General features: G+C 59.2%; 19 protein-coding genes. 15 read left to right on the top strand and 4 right to left on the bottom strand.

What is annotated here, in order from left to right; translation table 11 throughout:
- The first annotated feature begins 3 nt into the window (after positions 1–3).
- The 3 genes from ACNOHI_RS14625 to ACNOHI_RS14615 are packed head-to-tail and all read left to right on the top strand — an operon-like array spanning position 4 to position 3,643.
- Entirely contained in the window at positions 4–801 is a 798-nt protein-coding gene (locus tag ACNOHI_RS14625) for a DUF4123 domain-containing protein (protein WP_420475413.1), read from the top strand.
- A 26-nt stretch (positions 802–827) separates the two neighbouring features.
- A complete protein-coding gene (locus tag ACNOHI_RS14620; protein ID WP_420475412.1) occupies positions 828–1,547 on the top strand; it encodes a DUF3304 domain-containing protein in 720 nt (239 codons plus the stop codon).
- Positions 1,544–3,643: a T6SS phospholipase effector Tle1-like catalytic domain-containing protein gene (locus tag ACNOHI_RS14615; RefSeq protein ID WP_420475411.1), complete on the top strand. Its 2,100-nt coding sequence runs from the start codon at positions 1,544–1,546 to the stop codon at positions 3,641–3,643. The genes ACNOHI_RS14620 and ACNOHI_RS14615 overlap by 4 nt, the downstream gene beginning before the upstream one ends.
- Before the next feature lie 72 nt (positions 3,644–3,715).
- On the opposite strand, the gene ACNOHI_RS14610 is transcribed toward ACNOHI_RS14615, so the two are convergent.
- Complete coding sequence (locus ACNOHI_RS14610; RefSeq protein WP_331940080.1) at positions 3,716–4,174, bottom strand: Lrp/AsnC ligand binding domain-containing protein; 459 nt, start codon at positions 4,172–4,174, stop codon at positions 3,716–3,718.
- A gap of 143 nt (positions 4,175–4,317) precedes the next feature.
- On the opposite strand from ACNOHI_RS14610, the gene putA reads away from it, so the two are divergent.
- Together putA and ACNOHI_RS14600 are read left to right on the top strand one after the other, a co-directional pair.
- Positions 4,318–7,998, top strand: coding sequence for a trifunctional transcriptional regulator/proline dehydrogenase/L-glutamate gamma-semialdehyde dehydrogenase (putA, locus tag ACNOHI_RS14605; RefSeq protein WP_420475410.1), 3,681 nt, complete (start codon positions 4,318–4,320; stop codon positions 7,996–7,998).
- A gap of 4 nt (positions 7,999–8,002) precedes the next feature.
- On the top strand, positions 8,003–8,299 hold the full coding sequence (locus tag ACNOHI_RS14600) for a hypothetical protein (RefSeq protein ID WP_420475409.1): 297 nt from the start codon (positions 8,003–8,005) through the stop codon (positions 8,297–8,299).
- Positions 8,300–8,317: 18 nt separating this feature from the next.
- Here the strand turns inward: ACNOHI_RS14600 and ACNOHI_RS14595 are convergent, their stop codons facing one another.
- Both ACNOHI_RS14595 and ACNOHI_RS14590 read right to left on the bottom strand, forming a co-directional pair.
- Positions 8,318–9,103: a 5'-methylthioadenosine/adenosylhomocysteine nucleosidase gene (locus ACNOHI_RS14595; protein ID WP_420475408.1), complete on the bottom strand. Its 786-nt coding sequence runs from the start codon at positions 9,101–9,103 to the stop codon at positions 8,318–8,320.
- A 715-nt stretch (positions 9,104–9,818) separates the two neighbouring features.
- Positions 9,819–10,694 carry a LysR family transcriptional regulator gene (locus ACNOHI_RS14590; RefSeq protein ID WP_420475407.1) on the bottom strand — a complete coding sequence of 292 codons (876 nt, stop codon included), beginning with the start codon at positions 10,692–10,694 and terminating at the stop codon, positions 9,819–9,821.
- A 108-nt stretch (positions 10,695–10,802) separates the two neighbouring features.
- Here ACNOHI_RS14590 and ACNOHI_RS14585 point away from each other — a divergent pair, with 108 nt between their 5' ends.
- From ACNOHI_RS14585 to ACNOHI_RS14550, 8 genes are all read left to right on the top strand, one after another.
- Positions 10,803–12,314 carry a CoA-acylating methylmalonate-semialdehyde dehydrogenase gene (locus tag ACNOHI_RS14585; RefSeq protein WP_420475406.1) on the top strand — a complete coding sequence of 504 codons (1,512 nt, stop codon included), beginning with the start codon at positions 10,803–10,805 and terminating at the stop codon, positions 12,312–12,314.
- A gap of 173 nt (positions 12,315–12,487) precedes the next feature.
- A complete protein-coding gene (locus ACNOHI_RS14580) occupies positions 12,488–14,161 on the top strand; it encodes a GMC family oxidoreductase (RefSeq protein WP_420475405.1) in 1,674 nt (557 codons plus the stop codon).
- Positions 14,162–14,323: 162 nt separating this feature from the next.
- Entirely contained in the window at positions 14,324–14,839 is a 516-nt protein-coding gene (locus tag ACNOHI_RS14575; protein ID WP_420475404.1) for an Rrf2 family transcriptional regulator, read from the top strand.
- A 279-nt stretch (positions 14,840–15,118) separates the two neighbouring features.
- Complete coding sequence (locus ACNOHI_RS14570; protein ID WP_420475403.1) at positions 15,119–15,889, top strand: ABC transporter ATP-binding protein; 771 nt, start codon at positions 15,119–15,121, stop codon at positions 15,887–15,889.
- A complete protein-coding gene (locus ACNOHI_RS14565) occupies positions 15,890–16,603 on the top strand; it encodes an ABC transporter ATP-binding protein (RefSeq protein ID WP_420475402.1) in 714 nt (237 codons plus the stop codon).
- Positions 16,604–16,642: 39 nt separating this feature from the next.
- A complete protein-coding gene (locus ACNOHI_RS14560) occupies positions 16,643–17,851 on the top strand; it encodes an ABC transporter substrate-binding protein (RefSeq protein WP_420475401.1) in 1,209 nt (402 codons plus the stop codon).
- A 216-nt stretch (positions 17,852–18,067) separates the two neighbouring features.
- Positions 18,068–18,952 (top strand): branched-chain amino acid ABC transporter permease, encoded by an 885-nt coding sequence (locus tag ACNOHI_RS14555; RefSeq protein ID WP_420475400.1) that lies wholly within the window; start codon positions 18,068–18,070, stop codon positions 18,950–18,952.
- 13 nt (positions 18,953–18,965) lie between these two features.
- Positions 18,966–19,952, top strand: coding sequence for a branched-chain amino acid ABC transporter permease (locus ACNOHI_RS14550; protein ID WP_420475399.1), 987 nt, complete (start codon positions 18,966–18,968; stop codon positions 19,950–19,952).
- 64 nt (positions 19,953–20,016) lie between these two features.
- On the opposite strand, the gene ACNOHI_RS14545 is transcribed toward ACNOHI_RS14550, so the two are convergent.
- Positions 20,017–21,192, bottom strand: a complete 1,176-nt coding sequence (locus ACNOHI_RS14545) for an iron-containing alcohol dehydrogenase (protein WP_420475398.1) — start codon at positions 21,190–21,192, stop codon at positions 20,017–20,019.
- Between the two features lie 216 nt (positions 21,193–21,408).
- On the opposite strand from ACNOHI_RS14545, the gene ACNOHI_RS14540 reads away from it, so the two are divergent.
- Together ACNOHI_RS14540 and mnmG are read left to right on the top strand one after the other, a co-directional pair.
- Positions 21,409–22,164, top strand: coding sequence for a hypothetical protein (locus tag ACNOHI_RS14540; protein ID WP_420475397.1), 756 nt, complete (start codon positions 21,409–21,411; stop codon positions 22,162–22,164).
- Between the two features lie 131 nt (positions 22,165–22,295).
- Positions 22,296–24,221, top strand: a complete 1,926-nt coding sequence (mnmG, locus tag ACNOHI_RS14535; RefSeq protein WP_420475396.1) for a tRNA uridine-5-carboxymethylaminomethyl(34) synthesis enzyme MnmG — start codon at positions 22,296–22,298, stop codon at positions 24,219–24,221.
- The last annotated feature ends 13 nt before the right edge of the window (positions 24,222–24,234 follow it).

The following is a 24,234-nucleotide window of genomic DNA, read 5'->3' as shown; positions in this document are numbered from 1 at the left end:
TTCATGAAGAACAGCAAGCCAACCCGAAAATTGATCAACAGCCATGTTCCCGGTTGGATGGATGACTTCGAGAAGACGATCGCTTCACTTCAAGAGAAGTGGCCGCCCGCAAACGTGTTCGCCCTTTTCGATTGCGTCTTTAACGAACCCTGCCTCACGCAGATAAAGAGATCGCAAATTGTCTCGCGTTGCCTCTACGACCTGTCGAAAAATCCCTCGCCTGAATTAGAAGCAGTATCTCCGGTCCTCGTGCCCTTGACAGACGCATTGGACGCCAGATGGCGTGAAGCAGTACAACTCACGGATGGCTACCCAATGCTCTCGTTGATCGTGACACCAGAATCACTCGATCAACTGGCGCAGCGCCTTCATCCGTGGTGCATTGTGAAAGTCGATGGCGAGCCTTACGTATTCCGATTTCCCGACACCCGGCGCCTGCCGGGAGTCATCGAAGTCCTGACACCACAACAGCACGCCGCATTCTTCGGCCCGGCATATGCATGGCTCTATCGCACGCGTTCAGCAGAGTGGAAAGAGCTGCCGATACCCGACGCATCACTTCCTCCGGATGACGACGTGAAGCTGAGCGCGGAACAGTTTGTGCAATTGATCGAAGACAGCGAAGCGGACGAAATTGCGGCGCATTTCCATGTCCATGAGCCGATGTTGATCCTCCCGTATCAACCTTCAGAAGCTTACGACTTGATCGCACAAGCATTGAAGCACGTGGACAACAAAGACGTTGAACGTCTCGACCGGATGGAATGCTGTCGTCTCTTCTTGCAGCAACCTCAACAATAGAGAACGAAACAAGGATACGCAAATCCATGAAATCGAACTGCCTGTTGCCGATATTGATGAGCCTTTTTCTCGCCGGATGCGGAATCCTGCGCGCCGAAAGTTCGAATATCGGCGTCAGTATCAGCGGCGTCAATTACAGCGACCAGCCCATTACTTATTTGCTGTCCGATCCGCACAACCCTGCAAGTGTCGGCGGCGAACCGGTCGATCCTTTCGGGGCAGGAGGCCTCATGTGCTGCTTCAGCCTTCCGAAGACGTGGCAGGCAGGGATCAAGGTGCGCGTGCGGATCTTTGACACAAACCGGAAAGAGGTGAAGGACGACATCCTCGAACTGCCGCCCTATGTCGATGGCAAGCCCGGGCAGTTGTGGGCCGTATATCACCAGGATGGAAGTGCCGAGGTGTTCTCAACCCAGTACGGACCGCCACATGAGAGATGGCCGGCCAAGGTGAAGGGGTGGCCGGTGCCAAGCGTCGAGTATCGGCGCAAGTTGTGGGAACGAGATTTAAATCTAAAAATGATCGACGTCAAGGCGGCCGAAGAGCTGCTTCAGGAATTAAAAGCATCTCCTGAAGAGAGACTGAATAACAGCTGGGAATTCGACAAAAGGTATCGCGAGAAAGAAATTGAGCCGTATTCAGGACCAGATGACCCTGCATATAAAGAATACCTACAGAAACGTTACGAACAGTTCTTGGAAACTTCGCAAAAAGATGTTGACGATTGGTTGAGGAGGAGGCCATGACAGCTGAACTGGCGCAACCGTTAAAGATGCACAATGTTGATTACACAGATCCGTCAAACGTTGATCGATTCTTTTCCAGAGGAGATGTCGAAAAAATCAAGTCAAATTTGATACGCGAATCCGCCCCTATCGGGGAATGCGGCTCCCAATGTAAACCCAACCTCTTTTTCGGTTTCTTCCACGACGGCACACGCAACAACTACGGCAAGTCAATCGAAAAAAAGAACCACACCCATAGCAACATCGCTCGGCTATACAGCTGTTATCCCGGTAAAAGCGTGCCCAACGTTATTCCCAACGAACCAAAGTGGGAACATGAAATCTCGCAGTTCGAGAACTTCTTCCGTGTCTACACCCCTGGCGTGAGCAGCCTGTTCGACGCCGTGGATGACACTGGCGAAGGAAAAGACGCGACGCTCGGCGCGGCAATGGCATACAAGGGAGAACCGCGCATCGTCTGGACCTTGCTTCAGGCGATCAACAACGTGCATCGATTCTTCAAGAAAGACAAGAAGCTGATCGAGGACGATGAAGCAAAAAAATTGTACTCCCGGATACGCCTCAACAAGCTGTCCCTCGACGACATGACGGCATGGACCCCGTCCGCGGAACACGGAGCGGCACGCATGCAATTCGAATCCATCCTGAAGCGGCTGCACGACGCGATCCAGTACAACATGACCGGTCCGGACGGCAGCAAACCGAGGAATACAGATCCCGGATGGGTACAGCAGATTTACGTTTCCGCTTTCGGATTTTCACGGGGAGCTGCGGCGGCTCGGGTCTTTGCCAACTGGCTGGTCGCCCTGTGCAAATTGGATGCGATGTTGCTCAAGAAACCGTACCCCACGCTTGGTGGCTTTGCGGTGAACTTCGAATTCCTTGGTTTGTTCGATACGGTTGCGTCGGTGGGCCTCGCGAACACACTCAATACGGCGGACGGACACTGGGGCTGGGCCGATGCAGAGGTCAGCCTGCGGGTACCGCGTGAGTTTTCCGAATGCTTGCACCTGGTGTCCGCACATGAAGTGCGCCGCAGCTTTCCGCTTGATTCGATCTCGGTCGACGGCGTGCTCGGCAGCAGGCGCTATGAAATTGTGTACCCGGGCGTGCATTCTGATGTCGGCGGCGGGTACTGCCCGAAGGAACAAGGAAAAGGAAAAGACGAGACGGGGATGGATATGTTGTCGCGCCTTCCCTTGGCGCACATGTACCGCGCTGCGCGTCTTGCGGGTGTTCCCCTTAAACTGGAACTGGTCACTCAGCAATCTGTTAAAGAGGACTTCAAGATTGCGCCGGCGACAATCGCGGCATTCAATCACTACCAGGCATTTGCCAGGACGAAGAATGGCAGACTGACGGATATCATGCGCGAGCAGCGCAACTTTTACATTCAGTGGCGTTACAAGCGCAGGCATCAAGGGCCGACTCCGCTCGAGGAAACCGGGAGTTTCAACGCCGCAATACCCGTTGACCAAAACGATCTGCACAGTGCAAACGTGGAGTTCACCCTGGAGATGGCCGCATTTGAGCGCTGGAGAGACAACTATTTGCATCCGATGCCTCAGGAAGATCGTCCATACACATGGGAACATCAGCCACACAAGCCGAAAGGAATCAAACCTCAGCAGCCGGGTTTTGAAAATGACTGGCATCGAGAGTGGGAAGAAATCGCCCGCTTCTGGGAAAGTGAATTTCTTCCTGAAGGCATTGCGGCGTTCTTTGACGACTATGTGCACGACTCGCGTGCGTGGTTCAAACTCAGCGGTCCCGAGGCGGATGAAGTCGAGGGGGTATTGAAGACCTGGCTGCGCCAGATCAAAGAGTTTGAAGAGGCAAAGCATGACTCCAGCAACCGGGTGCATCTGTCGCTGACGACCAGCCAGAAAAATTGGGCGCTGGAGTATGAGCGAACCGGAAGAGTCCCCAGGATGATAAACAGCGGCAGAGAGCCTCTGTGGAGTGGTGCCGGCTATTTGCGCTACCGGAAAGTCTATGCGGGCGGTGATGCGATGCTTATCTCCGAAGGCGGACAAAGCGTTTCCGGGGTCAAGATCGTTTCCAATCGTCGGCATGCCGCAGCGGAGGCTGCTTAGCAATTCAAAAAAAAAGCACCGCTGATGCGGTGCTCCTGATTCTCGTCGTGCGTTGTCCGACGATCCCTGCCTTTATCGAATCGGCAACCGCGTCGTATTCTTCACCTCTTCCATCACCGCATACGTGTGCGTCTCCCGCACACCCTTCAACTGCAGCAGCGACTTGCCGAGAAACTCGCGGTAGGCATTCATGTCCTTCACCCGCGCCTTCACTAGATAGTCGAATCCACCCGCGACCATGTGGCACTCCTGCACTTCCGGAATCACCTGCACGCTGCGCTTGAATGCTTCGAACACTTCCGGCGTCGTGCGGTCGAGCACGACTTCAATGAAGACCAGCAGCGAGACATCCAGCAACTGCGGATTCAGCGTTGCGCTGTAGCCGAGGATGTAGCCGGCTTCCTGCAGCTTGCGCACGCGCTCCAGGCAGGCGGCCGGGGAGAGGTTCACGCGGGACGCGAGTTCCACGTTGCTGATGCGGCCGTCGTTCTGCAGTTCGGAAAGGATTTTCTTGCTGATCTTGTCTAGCATGGCAAGTGCCTTATAAGAATTTTCTTCGGCAGAATTGTCCCACAAAATACAAAATTTCGACAGCTACCTTCATTTCCAGAATTAATCCACGGCGATCCTCACTACAATCGAAAATCATTTTTTTCAGGATTTTCACCCTCGCCATGCTGATTGCCGCACAAGAATTTTCCGCGTCCGCCCCGTTTGCCGCGTTGCACGCCGATATTGACCATATGCCGACAACCCTGCGCGCGGCCATTACTGCCGCCTGGCGCAAGGATGAGCGGGACGCCGTGCAATGGCTGCTCGACCAGGTCAAGCCGAACTATGCCGCGCAGGAAAAGATCCAGGACCTGGCGCGCAACCTCGTCCAGGCCGTCCGTGAAAAGCGCACCCGTTCTTCCGGCGTTGACGCGCTGATGCACGAGTTTTCGCTGTCTTCCGAAGAAGGCGTGGCGCTGATGTGCCTGGCCGAAGCCTTGCTGCGCATTCCCGACCACCAGACCGCGGACCGCCTGATCGCGGACAAGATCAGCAAGGGCGACTGGAAGAAGCACCTCGGCGAATCGCCATCGCTGTTCGTCAACGCGGCGACTTGGGGTCTGTTGATTACCGGCAAGCTGGTTAGTACCAACAGCGAACAAGGACTTGGCTCCGCGATGACCCGCCTGATTGCAAAGGGTGGCGAGCCGTTGATCCGCAAGGGCGTGGACCTGGCGATGCGCATGCTGGGCAATCAGTTCGTGACTGGCCAGACGATCGGCGAGGCGCTGGACAACAGCCGTCCGAATGAGGCACGCGGCTATCGCTATTCCTACGACATGTTGGGCGAAGCGGCGCTGACCGAAGAAGATGCGGCGAAATATTACGACGCCTATGAAAACGCCGTGCACGCTATCGGCCGCGCGTCGAATGGCCGCGGCATCAAGGATGGTCCCGGCATTTCGGTGAAGCTGTCGGCACTGCACCCGCGCTACTCGCGCGCTCAGCACGAGCGCGTGATGAATGAATTGCTGCCGCGCCTGAAGCGCCTGCTGCTGCTGGCCAAGCAGTACAACATCGGCCTGAACATCGATGCGGAAGAAGCGGACCGTCTCGAGCTGTCGCTCGACCTGATGGAAGCGCTGGCGTTCGACAAGGATCTGGATGGTTTCGAAGGGATCGGTTTCGTGGTGCAGGCCTACCAGAAGCGTTGCCCGTTCGCGATCGATTTCCTGGCAGACCTCGCGCGCCGCAGCGGCCGCAAGTTCATGGTGCGCCTGGTGAAGGGCGCGTACTGGGATGCGGAAGTCAAGCGCGCGCAGGTGGACGGCATGCCCGGCTATCCGGTCTACACGCGCAAGGTTTACACCGACGTGTCCTATCTGGTCTGCGCGCAGAAGCTGCTGGCCGCGACCGATGTGATCTATCCGCAATTCGCCACGCACAATGCGCATTCGCTGGCATCGATCTACACCTGGGCCAAGGAACGCGGCATCGAAGACTATGAATTCCAGTGCCTGCACGGCATGGGTGAAACGCTGTACGACCAGGTGGTCGGTAAAGAGAATCTCGGGAAGCCTTGCCGCATTTACGCGCCGGTCGGTTCCCACGAAACGCTGCTCGCCTACCTCGTTCGCCGCCTGCTCGAGAACGGTGCGAACTCGTCCTTCGTCAACCAGATCGTCGATGAAAACGTGCCTGTCGAATCGCTGATCACCGATCCGTTCAAGACGGCGAAGCAGCTTGGCGGCGAACCGCATGCGAATATTCCGCTGCCGGTCAACCTCTACGGCGCTGAACGCCTCAACTCGGCGGGTGTCGATATCGCAAACGAAAACGTGCTGCGCGAGATCGACATTGCCTTCCAGGGTTTCTCGACCCGGCAATGGCAGGCGTTGCCGCTGCTGGCATCCGGTGCGAGCAGCGCAGGCCAGCCGCATGACATCCGCAATCCTGCGGATCATCGTGACGTCGTTGGCCGTGTTGTCGAGGCAGGTGCGGCGGAAGTGGAAAGTGCGCTTTCTGCGGCAGATGCCTATGCGACCGACTGGCAGACCACGCCGCCGGCGGAACGTGCGGCAGCGCTGGTGCGCGCTGCGGACCTGCTCGAACAGAACCAGGCTGAACTGATGGCGCTCGCCATCCGTGAAGCCGGCAAGACCTTGCCCAACGCGATTGCCGAAGTACGCGAAGCGGTCGACTTCCTGCGCTATTACGCTGCGCAGGTACAGGACGGCCCGAACACGCAGGCACTCGGTCCTGTCGTCTGTATCAGTCCTTGGAACTTCCCGCTGGCGATCTTCATCGGTGAAGTCAGTGCCGCACTGGCTGCGGGCAACGTCGTGCTCGCCAAGCCGGCGGAGCAGACGCCGCTGATCGCCTTCCGCGCTGTGCAGATGCTGCATGAAGCGGGCATTCCGCGCGGCGCGCTGCAATTCCTGCCGGGTACGGGCGAGACTGTTGGCGCGACATTGACCGCCGATGCGCGTACGCGTGGTGTGATCTTTACCGGTTCGACGGAAGTCGCGCAGCTGATCAACCGCACGCTGGCCAAGCGCGCCACGGCGGAAAAGCGCGAGATTCCGCTGATTGCGGAAACCGGCGGCCAGAACGCCATGATCGTCGACTCGAGCGCGCTGCCGGAACAGGTGGTGCAGGATGTGCTGAGCTCGGCCTTCGACAGCGCCGGCCAGCGCTGCTCGGCACTGCGCGTGCTGTGCCTGCAGGAAGACATCGCGGACAAGACGGTGAAGATGCTGAAAGGCGCAATGCAGGAACTGCGCATCGGCAATCCCGATCGGCTGGCCATCGACGTTGGTCCGGTCATTGACGCGGAAGCGCAGCAGAACCTGCTCGGCCATATTGAGCGCATGAAGGCACAATCGCCGAACGTGTACCAGCTGCCATTGCCGGAAGCCTGTGCGCAAGGTACCTTCGTTCCGCCGACCGTCATCGAACTGGACTCGATCGCGCAGTTGAAGCGCGAAGTCTTCGGCCCGGTGCTGCACGTGATCCGTTATCGCCGTGACGACCTGCCGAAACTGATTGATACGATCAATGCGACCGGTTACGGTCTGACTCTCGGCATCCATTCGCGTATCGATGAAACCATCGATTTCATCACTGCGCGCGCCCATGTCGGCAACATTTACGTGAACCGTAATATCGTCGGTGCGGTCGTTGGTGTGCAACCCTTCGGTGGCGAAGGCAAGTCGGGCACCGGCCCGAAGGCAGGCGGTCCACTGTACCTGAAGCGCCTGCAGCGCAACGCCGTCGTCGCGCGTGCCGCGCATACGATTCATGAGCAGCAGCATGCGGTATTGCCGGCCTTCGGCAGCCTGATGAAATGGGCCGGTTCGCACGGCCATACCCGTGTGGCGACGCTCGGTGATGGCTATGTACACGCCAGCTTGCTGAATACGGAAATGGTATTGCCCGGCCCGACCGGCGAGCGCAATACCTTGCGCTTCGCACCGCGCGGCGCAGTGCTGTGCTTCGCGTCGAATGTCGATGTGCTGCTCAACCAGCTTGCCGCGTGCTTTGCGACGGGCAACCGGGTTGTGGTCACCTCGCTGACCGCGGCATTGCTGCCTGCCGGCCTGCCGGACACAGTGCGCGCATCGATCGAGGTGACGGAGGAAAAATCCCTGTCGGCGGCGAACCTGGCGATGGCGCTGGTCGAAGCAGATCAGCTTGCGGAGTTGTCGGGTCGCCTGGCATCGCGCGACGGCGCCCTGGTGCCGGTCATCGAAACCAGCGGCAGCGAAGCCATTCCGCTGTGGCGCCTGGTGGCCGAACGGGCCGTCTGCGTCAACACCACGGCAGCGGGCGGCAATGCGAGCCTGATGACCCTGGGTGCCTGACCGGATGCAGGACAACGACATCCTCGGCAATCCGGACCTGCACGAGCGGCTTTGTCTTTCTTCCTGCATCCTGGCGGAGCTGCTCAGGCAGTCGCCCGCCGCGGTTGGTATCGACCAGTTGGTGCAGGTCGCGTGTCACCCGCGGGAAGAGGTGGAGCTGATGTGCAGCCGACTCTCCCAAACCGGTTTGCTGCGGCTCGATCCTGAAAGGGAAGGGCTGTGGCAGCTGGCGGGCGATCCGTCCAGCCTGACGCTGGCCGACCTGTTCTCTGCCTTGCTGGTCCCTTCCTTCGGGCACTAGCCCCTCAATCCTGCCGTCTTATGCCGGCGGCAGGATATCTCCCATTCCACAAAAGCGTTTGACGATGCCGAAAGCGTAGCGCGATGCCACGCTTTCGATGAACTGCATGAAATCATGCGGCGAGGCTTCGTTCGCGCTATCCGAAATCGTCCTGATCACGGAAAACGGCACGCCGAACTCGAAGCAGACCTGGGCGACGGCCGCGCCTTCCATTTCCACGGCAAGCAGGGAAGGGAACGCCTGCTTGAGTTCCAGCTGTCTTGCCTGACTGTCAATGAATTCATCGCCGCTGGCGATCAGGCCGCGGAAGGCCCGCGGCGAACCGAGCCGAAAGGTATCGCGGTCGTGGCCCGGCACCATGTCGTCCAGGTCCTGTTCCAGGAATTCACTTGCCGCTTTGGCAAGACGATCGGTGAGATGCTTGTCCGATCCGAAATGGGATTGGCCAAGCAGCGGGACTTCGTAACGCGGAAACAGCGGGGTGGCGTCCATGTCGTACTGCGCGAGCGAATCGGCCACCACGATATCCCCAACCTGTACATCGCTTTCCACAGCCCCTGCAACGCCCGTAAACACGATATGGGACACCTGGAAGCGTTCGATGAGGGTGGCGACAGTCGCAGCCGCTGCGACCTTTCCTATGCGCGACAGGACGCATACGGCGTCGATTCCCCATAGCTTGCCAGTGGTGTAGTCGCGCATGCCTCTGGAGACGGTTTGGGCGTCCTGCATGGCGTCGATCAGGCCTGCCTGCTCTTGATGAAGGGCGCTGACCAGCCCGAGACGGGTAATTTGTTGGGACATCTGCAATCTTTTTCTGAAAAACCAGCCCATTCATCCTGAAAGCGGGCAATTCAATAGCGTATTGCCATTCGATGTTCTGGTGCAACTCCGGTCGCCGATGTTTTTCGGGGTTTTTTTAAATTGGTTTTGATATATATGAATAGTAGTAGTGTTAACAACAGCCAAAAACTGTGGATAACCCGGTAAACCGGAAAGTAAACAAGTGTTTACGCGCGGTATAAACCGCCGGATAACAGGTGTATGTGTGTAGGACAGGTTTTGAATAAAAAAGCGGCTGTGAACATCTGCTCGTCTTTTCCCCAACTCTTCAAGCCGCTATCCATAGAGTTATCCACAATCGTTTGTTAACAGAGCGGCTTTTTTTTGAAGGCTAGCGGATTGAAGTTATCTTTTTGCCAGCTTTCAGCAATCAAACAATACGGTGTTCAAAATAACAATCTTCGGTTGCGGTTTTTCGAAGAACTGCGGGAAAAAGCTTTCCGGGGTTTTTGAATAAAGGTTTATATATACGAATAGTAGTAGTGTTAACAACGTCCCGTTTACGTGGATAACCCGGTAAACCTGAATGGGATCAAGCGTTTACGCACGGGATAAACGCTTGATAATCGTTGTACGGGCAAAGGATAGATCTTGGATAAAAACGCCCTGTCCACATGCCGTCGTGTTTACTCCCAAACAAATCACGGGTTGTCCAAGGACTTATCCACATTCGTTGTCAAGTTCGCCACAACGCCTGCAGCAAGGAGAACACGGCAGCGATGGTCGGCTCGTTTTTGCGCCTGGCCAGGGCGATGAAGGAGAGTTCGGTCGACAGGCTGACGGCATCCGCGATCACCAGTCCATGCGCATGGGCTTCGCGCAGGGCGATGGATTCACGCACCAGCGACAAACCCACGCCGGATTTCACCAGGTCGAGCATGGACGGCTCCTGGTCGACCAGGGCGACCTTGTTGGGGACAAGCTTCAGCTGGCCGAAGGTTTTCGTCAGCAGGCGGTTGTGCGCCGATTCCGGCGGCGTCCAGATCCAGGGCAGCTTTGCCAGCGCTTCCCAGTCCTTGCCGGCGACCCGGTTCTTCCAGCCCTGGGGCGCGACGACGTTGTAGGTGAACGAGGTCAGTGTCAGCGAATGGAATTCCTTGCCCGGCGTGCCGAGGAAGTAGCCGACGTCGAGGTTGCCGGCTTTCACCTGCTGCAGGACCCAGCCGGACATGCCGTGCTGCAGTTGTGTGGACAACTGGGGGTAGGTTTCCACCAGGCGCTTCAGGAAGGGGCCGAGGCGGATGAATTCGGGGTCGAGGATGGTGCCGATCGACAGCGTGCCTGAAAGCGTCGTATGCAGGCCGGCAACGCCTTCGCGGAATTCGGCCACGCTGGCCATTACCCTTTCCGCATAAGGCAACAGTTTGGCGCCGTCGTCGGTCAGGGACATGCCTGATGGCGTGCGGTTGAACAGGACCAGGTTCAGGCTGGATTGCAACGCCTTGATCTGCAGGCTGACGGCGGGCTGGGTCAGGTGCAGCTTTTCTGCGGCGCGGGTCAGGTTGCCCTCGCGGGCGACGGTGACAAAGGCGCGTAACTGAGTGAGGTCCATGGTTTCATTATAAGAGTTCTTTATATTGGTTTTGACAAGAACTCATTGGATTCGGAGATTCGACAGGAATATGCTGTCGAAATCCGGCAATCTTCCAAAGGAATCCTTATGACGAAGCCCCTCATCCAGCATTTCATCGGCGGCCGCGTGGCCGAATCGACCAGTGGCCGCAAGCAGGGCGTGTTCAATCCCGCCACAGGTGAAGTTGATGCGGAAGTCGTGCTGGCCAGCGTCGAGGAAGTCAATGCCGCCGTCGCTGCCGCGCGTGCTGCCGCACCTGGCTGGGCCGATACCGCGCCGTTGAAGCGTGCCCGTATCCTGTCCAAGTTCAAGGAACTGATCGAAAAGCATCACGACGACCTCGCCGCCGCGATTACGCGCGAGCACGGCAAGGTGTTTTCCGATGCCAAGGGCGAAGTCGTGCGCGGTCTGGAAGTGGTGGAATTCGCGACCGGCATTCCGCAACTGATGAAGACGCAGTTCACCGACAACATTGGCGGCGGCATCGACAACTGGCAGTTGCGCCAGCCGCTGGGCGTCACGGCCGGCATTACGCCGTTCAATTTCCCGTTCATGGTGCCGATGTGGATGGCGCCAATGGCAATCGCCACCGGTAACACCTTCATCCTCAAGCCGTCCGAACGCGATCCGTCGCCGTCGCTGATGGTGGCCGACATGCTGCAGCAAGCCGGGTTGCCTGACGGCGTGTTCAACGTCGTGCAGGGCGACAAGGTAGCGGTCGATGCGCTGCTGCATCATCCGCACGTGAACGCCGTATCCTTCGTCGGCTCGACGCCGATTGCGGAATACATCTACACCGAGGGCGTCAAGCGCAAGGGCGCATTCCCGATGCGGGTGCAGGCGCTGGGCGGTGCAAAGAACCATCTCGTCGTGATGCCCGATGCGAATCTCGACCAGGCAGTCGATGCCCTGATCGGCGCGGCCTATGGTTCCGCCGGCGAGCGCTGCATGGCGATTTCGGTCGCCGTTGCCGTGGGCAGCGTTGCCGACCGGCTGGTCGAGGCCTTGATCCCGCGCGTGAAGGCATTGAAGGTCAAGAACGGCATGGAAGCGGACGCCGAAATGGGGCCGGTCGTGACCGCGCAGCACAAGGACAAGATCGAAGGCTATATCGAGGACGGCGTCCGTTCCGGGGCAAAGCTGCTGGTCGACGGCCGCGGCCTGAAGGTGACGGGGCACGAGAACGGTTTCTTCCTCGGTGGTTCGCTGTTCGACCACGTCACGCCGCAGATGAAGATCTACCAGGAAGAAATCTTCGGCCCGGTGCTGTGCGTGGTGCGCGTGCCTGATTTCGCTTCCGCGGTTGAACTGATCAATGCGCATGAATTCGGCAACGGCGTCGCGCTGTACACCTCGGACGGCAATACGGCGCGTGAATTCTCCCGCCGCATCGAAGTCGGCATGGTCGGCATCAATGTGCCGATTCCGGTGCCGATGGCATGGCATTCCTTTGGCGGCTGGAAGCGTTCGCTGTTCGGCGACATGCATGCGTACGGCGAAGAGGGCATTCGTTTCTATACGCGCTACAAGTCGGTCATGCAGCGCTGGCCAGACTCGATCGCGAAGGGGGCGGAGTTTACGATGCCGGTGGCGAAGTAAATGGAGTTTCCTCCCCTTCAAGGGGAGGGCTAGGGTGGGGATGGGTTTTGTCGCGCCGATATGTTGTCGAAACCCATCCCCATCCCAACCTTCCCCTTGAAGGGGAAGGAGCCGTAAGGCGATCGTAAGCCCTACGGTTGATGATCCCCACACTTGATCCCCTTGGAGCCCCCATGGAATCCGCAGGAACCTACGACTACATCATCATCGGCGCCGGCACCGCCGGCTGCGTCCTTGCCAATCGCCTTGCCCAGGACAAGGACATCTCTGTGCTGTTGATCGAAGCCGGCCGCAAGGACGATTACGTGTGGATCCACATCCCGGTGGGCTATCTCTACTGCATCAACAACCCGCGCACCGACTGGCTGTACCGTACCGAGGCCGATCCCGGCCTCAACGGACGCGCATTGATTTATCCGCGCGGCAAAGTACTCGGTGGCTGCTCATCCATCAACGGCATGATCTACATGCGCGGCCAGGCACGCGACTACGACACGTGGGCCGAACTCACGGGCGACGACAGCTGGCGCTGGGAGAATGTGCTGCCGGTGTTCAAGAAGAGCGAGGATTACCACAAGGGCGCCGATGCCTATCATGGTGCCGGCGGCGAATGGCGCGTGGAAAAGCAGCGCCTGTCCTGGGAAATCCTCGATGCCTTCCGTGAAGCAGCGAAGCAGCGCGGCATTCCGAACGTCGATGACTTCAACCGCGGTGACAACGAGGGCTGCGGCTATTTCGAAGTGAACCAGAAGAAAGGACTGCGCTGGAATACCGCGCGCGCCTTCCTGAAGTCGACCGAAGGCCGCAAGGGCCAGCTCGACATCATGACCGGTTGCCATGTGAAGCGCCTGCGCATCCAGCAGACGGACAATGGGCCGGCATGCATCGGGGTGGAATTCACCGGCGGCGGAAAGGAATGGTTTGCGGAGGCCAAACGTGAAACCATTTCGACGGCGGGTGCGATCGGGTCGCCGCAAATCCTGCAATTGTCGGGCATCGGTCCCGCTGCTTTGTTGCAGAAACATGGTGTGCCGCTCGTCGCGGATCTTCCCGGCGTGGGTGAAAACCTGCAGGACCATTTGCAACTGCGCATGGCCTTCAAGGTGCAGGGCGTGAAGACCTTGAACACGATGGCCAATAGCTTGCTTGGCAAGATGCAGATCGGCATGGAGTATGCGCTGTCGCGCAGCGGTCCGATGTCGATGGCGCCTTCGCAACTCGGTGCGTTCACGCGCTCGGATCCGTCGCAGCCGACGCCGAACATCGAATACCATGTGCAGCCCTTGTCGCTCGAGAAATTCGGCGAGCCGCTGCATCCTTTCCCTGCCTTCACCGCCAGCGTTTGCAATCTGCGTCCGACAGCGCGCGGTCATGTGCGTATTGCTTCGGGCGATCCTTTTGCCGCGCCGAAGATTACGCCGAATTACCTGAGCACGCCGGAAGACCGCAAGGTAGCGGCCGATGCTTTGCAGATTACGCGCGATATCGTAGCGGCGCCCGCATTGAAGAAGTACGCACCGGAGGAATTCAAGCCGGGCCTGCATTACCGCACGGAAGAAGAGCTGGCGAAGGCCGCCGGCGACATCGGTACGACCATCTTCCATCCGATCGGCACCTGCAAGATGGGACGGACAGACGACCCGCTCGCGGTCGTGGACAGCCAGATGCGCGTGCGCGGCGTGAAGGGCTTGCGCGTGGTCGACGCGTCGGTCATGCCGACCATCACTTCCGGCAATACCAACTCGCCGACCATCATGATTGCGGAAAAGGCAGCGCAATGGATACGCGCTGCGCGCAACGAAGCACGAAGCGAGCAAACCATCCTGCGTGTTGCCGAACCGGCTTGACGGTTATGCAATGCGTGCATAGTTTGATGCACACATTGCATTGGATTTGCTGCACTGCGTTCCACTAACCTCGCGCGGTGGTCTTTCACCGTTCCCGGGGCTTGGGGTCAATGACGCAAACGGGCGGGACAGGCCACACCTTTTTCCAGGAAGGGTGTGCGCATGGTTCAACACGAAGAATTCATCCTCGGCAATGCAACGCTGCACCTGCAGCTTTCCACGGCGCTCGCAGTGATGACGCAACTCATCTGCAACGCGTCGCGTCCGCCCACTGCGCAACAACTGTCGGAAACACTGGACGTGTCGCTGCGCTACCTGCGCAAGCTGTTGCGCACCTTGTCCGCCGGCGGCTTGCTCAAGCCGCACGAGAAGAATGCCGACACGTGGACGTGTACACGTGCGCCGCACACCATTTCGCTTGCGGACGTCTACCATTGCCTGATCGCCGATAGGGAAGAGGGCAAGGCACCGTTCATTGCAACAGCACAGGCGGATGCAAGCACGTCGACCTCGGATCTCCTGATGATGCAGGCAACCATGGCCATCAACCAGATCGTGCTGCAGCACCTGCAACGTTTCGACCTCGGTCGCTTGAAGGTGGCCGAGTCAGCGATGATGTTTACCGCATCGTTGCGCGAGAAAGCGCTTCGCCATTCCGAGGGAATGCATCAGCAGTAGCTCCTCGATTTCGTTTCAGTTCAGGCTTGACTTAACCACAAGCAATTATTTTTTCTTCATGCTAACATCGGCCGAGTGCCTGATATCGATACATGTCCGGTGTTGATACAGGCCAAACAATCGGCAGATGATTTGTCTGTTGTATTGCCACCCCCCTAGTCGTACTGTGTACTGTGCATCAGCGTTATGCACGTCCTTTTGGTTAATGACCGCGGCTCAAGCGGCGCGGCGCTGGAGGGCACTTTAGATCGCCCTCCTTACAGACAACAGGGAGAATCCATGGCGGATGTGGTTTTGGAAACGCGGCAGCTGACGAAAGAATTCAAGGGATTCACTGCCGTCAACAATGTGAGCCTGAAGGTGCAGCGTGGACACATCCACGCATTGATCGGCCCGAACGGCGCCGGCAAGACGACCTGCTTCAACCTGCTCACCAAGTTCCTGGTCCCGACATCGGGACATATCCTTTTCAATGGCAAGGACATCACAATGGCCAAGCCGGCGCAGATTGCGCGGCAGGGCATCATCCGTTCCTTCCAGATCTCCGCGGTATTTCCGCACCTGACGGTACTCGAGAACGTCCGTATCGGACTGCAGCGTCCGCTGGGCAATTCCTTCCATTTCTGGAAGAGCGAGGGCAAGCTCAGCGTGCTCAACGATCGCGCGATGCAACTGCTGACGGAAGTCGACCTGGAGAAGTTCGCCGACACGACCACGGTCGATCTTCCCTATGGCCGCAAGCGCGCATTGGAGATCGCCACCACGCTGGCGATGGAGCCGGAACTCATGCTGCTCGACGAACCCACGCAGGGCATGGGCCATGAGGACGTCCATCGCGTCACCGACCTGATCAAGAAAGTTTCCGCAGGGCGGACTATCCTGATGGTGGAGCACAACATGAGCGTGATCGCCGGCATCAGCGACCGCATCTCGGTGCTCCAGCGCGGGGCAGTGCTGGCCGAAGGCACCTATGATGAAGTATCGAAAAACCCGCAGGTGATGGAGGCCTACATGGGCACCACGACCGGCGCACTCGAAGGAGCGCATTGAATGGCTGGATCAGCGGCACTGGAAATCGCCAACCTGCACGCCTGGTACGGCGAGTCGCACATCCTGCATGACGTCAATTTTTCCGTGAACCACGGTGAAGTGGTCACGCTCCTGGGCCGCAACGGCGCGGGACGGACGACGACGCTGCGCGCGATCATGGGGCTGACGGGCACGCGCAAGGGATCGATCAAGATCAACGGCACCGAGGCCATCGACCTGCCCACCTACAAGGTGGCGCACCTAGGCGTAGGCTACTGCCCCGAGGAACGGGGCATTTTTTCGTCGCTGTCGGCGGAAGAAAACCTGATGCTGCCGCCCTTCGTGTCGAAGACCGACAAGGGCATGTCGGTGGAAGAAATCTACGCGATGTTTCCCAACCTGGCCGAGCGCAAATCGAGCCAGGGCACGCGCCTGTCCGGCGGCGAGCAGCAGATGCTGGCCGTCGCACGCATCCTGCGCACCGGTGCGCGCCTGCTGTTGCTCGATGAAATTTCCGAAGGCCTTGCCCCTGTCATCGTGCAGGCACTGGCCCGGATGATCACGACGCTAAAAGCCAAGGGTTACACCATCGTGATGGTGGAACAGAACTTCCGCTTTGCCGCACCACTCGCGGACCGCTTTTACGTCATGGAACACGGTCAGATTGTCGAGACCTTCGCTGCATCCGAACTGGATAACAAGATGCCCGTGCTGAATTCTCTGCTCGGGGTATAACAACCACTAGCCACAAGCTGGAACACCAAGGAGATCGCAATGAAATTGAAAGCAATTGCAGTTGCAGTATCGGCCACCTGTGCATTCGCCGCAGCGGGCACCGCTTCCGCGCAGGTATCCGGTGATGTCGTCAAGATCGGCATCATCACCGACATGTCGGGCCTGTATGCCGACATCGACGGCCCGGGCGGTGTCGAAGCGATCAAGATGGCGATTGCCGACTTCGGCGGTAACGTCGGCGGCAAGAAGATCGAGATCGTGAGCGCCGACCACCAGAACAAGGCCGACATCGCTGCATCCAAGGCGCGCGAATGGTTCGACCAGCAGGGTGTCGACATGCTGCTCGGCGGTACCAACTCCGGCGCCAACCTGGCGATGGCCAAGGTTGCCGCGGAAAAGAAAAAGCCCTTCATCTCGATCGGTGCCGCATCGGCCCGCCTGACCAATGAAGAGTGCTCGCCTTACACCGTGCACTACGCCTACGACACCGTGGCGCTTGCCAAGGGCACTGGCTCGGCAATCGTGAAGCAGGGCGGCAAGACCTGGTACTTCCTGACCGCCGACTATGCGTTCGGTGCGTCACTGGAAAAGGACACCTCCGACGTGGTGAAGGCCGCCGGTGGACAGGTGGTGGGCAGCGTGAAGCACCCGCTGTCGGCTTCCGACTTCTCTTCGTTCCTGCTGCAGGCGCAATCGTCCAAGGCGCAGATCCTCGGCCTGGCGAACGCGGGCGGCGACACCGTGAACTCGATCAAGGCTGCCAACGAGTTCGGCATCACCAAGTCGATGAAGCTGGCTGGCCTGCTGATGTTCATCAACGACGTGCACGCACTCGGCCTGAACCTGACGCAGGGCATGTACCTGACCGACGGCTGGTACTGGGACCTGAACGACGACACCCGCAAGTGGTCGCGCCGCTACTTCGAAAAGATGAAGAAGATGCCGTCCATGCTGCAGGCCGCCGACTACTCGGCCACCATGCACTACCTGAACGCGGTCAAGGCGATCAATTCGGATGATCCGGACAAGGTTATGGCCCAGATGAAGAAGACCAAGATCAACGACTTCTTCGCCAAGGGCGGCGAGATCCGTCCGGACGGCCGCATGGTGCACGACATGTATCTGATGGAAGTGAAGAAGCAGTCCGAGTCGAAGTATCCGTGGGACTACTACAAGGTCGCACAGACGATTCCGGCGGCAACGGCCTGGACGACCAAGGCTGAGACGAAGTGCGCGTTGTGGAAGTAATACTGCACTTCCACGGCACTTCCTTTCGTAGCGATCGGGTTCCTTCCTCCTGCTAGGGGGAAGGCCAGGATGGGGGTAGTGAGGTCGAACTACCGACTGCCGTAGCACAGCCGCAGCACCCCCATCCCAACCTTCCCCCTGAGGGGGAAGGCGTCTTACGGCGCGCCTTGCAATCAGAGGCGCAAATCTCCAGCAGCAACTTTCTTTACTCTGCCTATGGAATTATTCGGCATCCCCCTGCAGGCCTTGCTGAGCCAGCTTCTGCTCGGCCTGGTCAACGGTTCTTTCTACGCGATGCTGTCGCTCGGCCTCGCGGTCATCTTCGGCTTGCTCAACGTCATCAACTTCGCGCACGGCGCGCTGTACATGATGGGCGCGTTCTTCGCCTGGATGGGACTGAACTACTTCGAAATCAATTACTGGGTGATGCTGCTGCTCGCACCAATCCTGGTCGGCATCTTCGGCATCATCATCGAAAAATCCATGCTGCGCTGGCTGTACAAGCTGGATCACCTGTACGGACTGCTGCTGACGTTCGGCATCACGCTGATGCTGGAAGGCCTGTTCCGCTCCTTCTATGGCGTGTCGGGCCAGCCGTATTCGGTGCCTGAGGCGCTCTCCGGCGCATTCAACCTCGGCTTCATGATCCTGCCGAAGTATCGCGCCTGGGTTGTGCTGGCCTCGATCGTCGTCTGCCTTGCCACCTGGTTCGTGATCGAGAAGACCAAGCTCGGCGCGTACCTGCGTGCAGGTACCGAAAACCCGAAGCTGGTGGAAGCTTTCGGCATCAACGTGCCGCTGATGGTGACGCTCACCTACGGTTTCGGTGTTGCGCTCGCGGCGTTCGCCGGCGTGCTGGCGGCTCCGGTGATCCAGGTGTCGCCGCTGATGGGGTCCAACCTGATCATCGTCGTGTTCGCGGTGGTGGTCATCGGCGGCATGGGCTCGATCCTGGGTTCGATCCTGACCGGCCTGGGACTCGGCATCATCGAAGGTTTCACGCGGGTGTTCTATCCGGAACTCTCGGCGACGGTCGTGTTCATCATCATGGCGATCGTGCTGATGATTCGTCCGGCAGGTCTGTTCGGTAAAGAGAAATAGAAGGGGACATAGGATGAACAAGAAAGTGGGATATGCAATCGCCGTGGCAGCTGCACTGGCATTGCCGTTCTTCGTCTACCCGGTGTTCCTGATGAAGGTGTTGTGCTTCGCGCTGTTCGCGTGTGCATTCAACCTCCTGATCGGCTTCACGGGCCTGCTGTCGTTCGGCCACGCGGCGTTCTTCGGCGGGGCAGGCTATGTGGCGGGCCATGCACTGAAGGTATGGGGCATGCCATTCGAACTGGGACTGGTCGCCGGTGTGGTCGTGGCGGCGCTCATCGGCCTGCTCATGGGCAGCCTGGCGATTCGCCGCCAGGGCATCTACTTCACCATGATCACGCTGGCGCTGGCGCAGATGCTGTTCTTCGTCTTCCTGCAAGCACCGTTCACGGGCGGCGAGGACGGCCTGCAAGGGGTGCCGCGCGGCAAACTACTCGGCATCGTTGACCTCGGAAACGACCTGACGCTCTACTACGTCGTGCTGGCCATCTTCATCGCCGGTTTCGCGTTGATCGTGCGCACCGTGCATTCGCCCTTCGGCCAGGTGTTGAAGGCGGTGAAGGAGAACGAGCCGCGTGCCATCTCCCTCGGCTATGACACCGACAAGTACAAGCTGCTGGCTTTCGTGCTGTCGGCGTCCCTCGCCGGGTTGGCGGGTGCTACTAAAACCGTAGTGCTTGGCTTCGAAACGCTGACCGACGTGCACTGGTCCATGTCCGGCCTCGTGGTACTGATGACGCTGGTCGGCGGCCTGGGCACATTGACCGGTCCCATCGTCGGCGCAGTCCTGATCATTGCGCTGGAGAACAAGCTGGGCGAATTGGGCAATCTCATTGCCTCGATCTCCGGCATTGAATGGTTCCGCAGCATCGGTGAATCCGTCACGATCGTGACCGGCTTCATCTTCATCATCTGCGTGCTGGCCTTCCGCCGCGGCATCGTGGGCGAGCTCGGCGCATTGTTCAAGCGGGCACCGGCAGGATCGGGTGCGGCGCACTAGGATTTGCAAGCGTCAATAAAAACGGCAGCCTCGGCTGCCGTTTTTATTTGGTGACGCAGGAGGCTTACAAGGCTGCCGCGTAGATCGCCCGTGCATCGGCGCGCGTCACTTCGCGCGGGTTATTGGTCAGCAGCCGGGTTTGCAGCATGGCGTCGTCGGCAAGGCGGTCCAGGTCGGCTTCCGAAATTCCCACCTGGCGCAGCTGGGTCTCGATCCCGGTGCGGCGGGCAATCTCATCCATCTTGTCGATCAAGGCCTGCGTGCGCGCCTCGGTGCTGCCGGTGACTCCAGGTGCAAGGATCTCGGCGAGTTCGGCATACATGCCGGCGGCGTTCGGTGCATTGAAGCGGAGCACGTGCGGCAATACCAGCGAATTCGACAAGCCATGCGGAACATGGAAGATGCCGCCGATCGGGTAGGCGAGGGCATGGACTGCCGCGCAGGGCGCATTGGCGAACGACTGCCCGGCGAGCATTGCACCGAGCAACATGGCCTGACGGGCGCCCAGGTTTTTGCCATCCTCGCACGCCGTGACGATATTGCTCGACAGCAAGGAGAGCGCTTGGCGGGCCAGCATGTCCGACAAGGGGTTCTTCTTCAGCTTGGTGGTGTAGGCCTCAATCGCATGCACCATGGCATCGATACCGGTCGCTGCTGTAACTTTCGGCGGCAGGCCGATCGTCAATTCCGCATCGAGAATGGCGAGGTCGGCGTACAGCTGGGGCGAGACGACACCCATCTTGGTGGTCGCACCGGTCGTGACGATCGAGATCGGCGTCACTTCAGAGCCGGTGCCCGCGGTGGTGGGTACTTGCACCAGCGGCACGCGGCCGCCTTTGACATTGCCAATGCCGTACATGGATTTGAGATCCTGGTCGCTATCGACCAGCACGGCGATGAGCTTGGCCACGTCCATGGAGCTGCCGCCGCCGAGTCCGATGACGAGGTCGATCTCGTTCTTGCGTGCATCGGCAACGGCTTGCAGCACAACGGGTTCCGGCGGATCGGCAACCACATCGGAGAAGATGCTGACTGTCAGGCCGGCTTCGCGCAGGCTGGCAATGGGGGCGTCGACCAGGCCGGTCTTGAGAAAGCCGCCATCGGTGACGACCAGCGCACGGCGCGCTTTCGGGAAATGTTGTTGAACAAGTGCGCCGATGCGTTTCACGGCGCCGATCTCCGACACGATGTGCGGGACCGTGCTGAAGGTAAATGCGCCGAGGGCTGTTGTTGTGCTCATCTCTTCTCCTTGGTTGATCTTCTATTGTAACAAGCAGGCGTGACGATCGCAGGGGAGAGGGTGGGTAATCCCTGCTTACAATTTACGTCGGGCATGTTGCACGTTTGGTATAGCGATTCCATGGATCGGCGACTAGGATGAATTGATGGCTCCTGGAAACATTCCGGCCGCTTTAGCATCCAAGTGTTTCACGTGAAACATAACCTCTTATCCGACATGACTGACCCTGCCACCATCTTCCAGCGCACCCATTCTGGCCGCGAGGAAATTCACAAGAAAAGCCACGGACTGACGCAAAGCGAGCGACTTGTCCTCATCATGGTGGACGGTGTGTCCTCCTATAAAGAGATTCGCGCCAAACTTCCCGTCCTGACTGACGATCGCTTTGCCCGTGCCTTGCAAAAGCTTCAGGCGAAAGACCTCGTGCTGGAAGTCTTCATGCCCTTGGACGGACAGGCGCCTGACGAGCTTGAGCGAACCGTAATCGACCGATTCCTCCAGCAGGACCCGATGGATCCTGTCACGGTCATCCTCCGTGATCCGGAAGACGAGCTTGGCATGTTGAGCCATGACATGAAGATCCACACGTGGACCGACGTGCCTTCAACGAATGCGGCGGCCTCGGTACTCGAAACAGCACCGGCCGAAGCACGTGCATCCGCTGCCGTCCTCGATGACGCTCCGTTGCTCACGATTCCCACTGCGCAGCCGACCAGACCTCCGCGCCCCGAACCCACACTCGACGCGGAAGATGTTCTGGCTGCCGATGCGCTCATGGAAGAGTTGAGGGCGAGGAGGGCGATGAAGTCGGCGGCGCCATTGACCCAACCCGTGCCGATCGTGATCCCCGAGCAAATCATGCAGCCCTACGAAGAGCTGAATCCCTTCAAGGCGGTCCACTGGGGCTACTGGTTGATCGTGTCCGGACTTTCATTCATCGTTGGCTTCGTACTCGCCCGCATCACCTCCTGACTTTGTTTCACGTGAAACAAACTTGCGCGAACGCGTGACTAACGGAAGGGGCGAGACAAAAACACTTTATAATCTCGCCTCCGGCATCGTATCCGCCGCCCACTTCCTTACCCGTCTCTTCGAGGCGAAATATGCTTTTTCCTACTGAATTCGACGTCATCGTTGTCGGCGGCGGTCACGCCGGCACGGAAGCCGCACTGGCTTCCGCCCGCATGGGCCAGAAAACCCTGCTACTGACCCACAACATCGAGACCCTTGGTCAGATGTCCTGCAACCCGTCCATCGGCGGCATCGGCAAGGGGCACCTGGTCAAGGAAGTGGACGCGATGGGTGGTGCGATGGCGATTGCGACCGACGAGGGCGGCATCCAGTTTCGCATCCTCAACTCCTCGAAAGGGCCGGCCGTTCGCGCCACCCGCGCCCAAGCCGACCGCATCCTGTACAAAGCCGCGATTCGCCGCCGCCTTGAGAATCAGCCCAATCTCTGGCTCTTCCAGCAGGCAGTCGACGACCTGATGGTGGAAGGTGACCGCGTAGTCGGTGCCGTGACCCAGGTTGGCATTCGTTTCCGCAGCCGCGCCGTGGTGCTGACTGCCGGGACTTTCCTCGACGGGAAGATCCACGTCGGCCTCAATAATTACTCCGCCGGCCGCGCCGGCGACCCGCCCGCGATTTCCCTGTCTGCGCGCCTGAAGGAATTGAAGCTGCCGCAAGGCCGCCTGAAGACCGGGACGCCGCCGCGCATCGACGGCCGTACGATCGACTTTTCGGTCATGGAAGAACAGCCGGGCGATCTCGATCCGATCCCGGTTTTCTCCGTGATGGGCTCCGCCGATATGCATCCGAAGCAGTTGCCGTGCTGGATTACGCACACCAACGAGCGCACCCACGACATCATCCGCGGCGGTCTTGATCGCAGCCCCATGTATACAGGCGTGATTGAAGGGGTGGGTCCGCGCTACTGCCCGTCCATCGAGGACAAGATCCACCGATTCGCCGACAAGAACGCGCACCAGATTTTCCTGGAGCCGGAAGGCCTGACGACCAACGAGTTCTACCCGAACGGCATTTCGACCAGCCTGCCGTTCGACGTGCAACTCGAACTCGTGCACTCCATGCGCGGCCTGGAGAATGCCCACATCCTTCGTCCCGGCTATGCCATCGAGTATGACTACTTCGACCCGCGCGGCCTGAAGTCCTCGCTCGAGACCAAGGCGATCCAGGGATTGTTCTTTGCCGGTCAGATCAACGGCACGACCGGTTACGAAGAAGCAGCTGCCCAAGGCATGCTCGCCGGCATCAATGCCGCCCTGCAGACCCAGGGGCGTGAATCCTGGACGCCGCGCCGCGACGAAGCCTACCTTGGCGTGCTGGTCGACGACCTGATTACCAAGGGCGTGCAGGAACCCTACCGCATGTTCACCAGCCGCGCCGAGTACCGCCTCAGCCTGCGCGAGGATAACGCCGACATGCGCCTGACGGAGATCGGCCGCGAACTCGGCTGCGTCGGCGACGCGCAATGGGAAGTCTTCGACCGTAAGCGCGAAGCCGTCGCCTGCGAACTGGAGCGCTTGAAATCCACCTGGGTCAACCCCCGCATCCTTCCACCGGCGGAAGCCGAGCGCGTTCTTGGAAAGGCCATCGAAAGGGAGTACGCGCTCGCTGACCTTCTGCGCCGCCCGAACGTCAACTACGAAACCCTGATGACCCTGAAAGGCGTGGAAGGCCAGGAACTCGCCGGTCCCGGCGTGGTTGACGGCACCGTCGCCGAGCAGGTCGAGATCTCGGTCAAGTACGCCGGCTACATCGATCGCCAGGCGCGCGAAGTCGAACGCCACGACCATTACGAAAACCTCAAGCTGCCCGCCGAAATCGATTACATGGAAGTGCGCGGCCTGTCCGTCGAAGTCCGCCAGAAGCTGAACAAGCACCGCCCCGAAACCCTGGGCCAGGCTTCCCGCATTTCGGGTGTTACGCCGGCAGCGATCTCGCTGCTGCTGGTGCACCTGAAGAAGGGCGGATTCAAGGACTTCGTCAACGCTCCCGCAGCCGTGTAAGGACAGCCGGCCG

The sequence above is a fragment of the Noviherbaspirillum sp. ST9 genome (assembly GCF_048799745.1).
Classification (GTDB): domain Bacteria; phylum Pseudomonadota; class Gammaproteobacteria; order Burkholderiales; family Burkholderiaceae_D; genus Noviherbaspirillum.
Note: the sequence above shows the minus strand (reverse complement) of the source record. Positions and strands in the feature narration are given on the sequence as shown.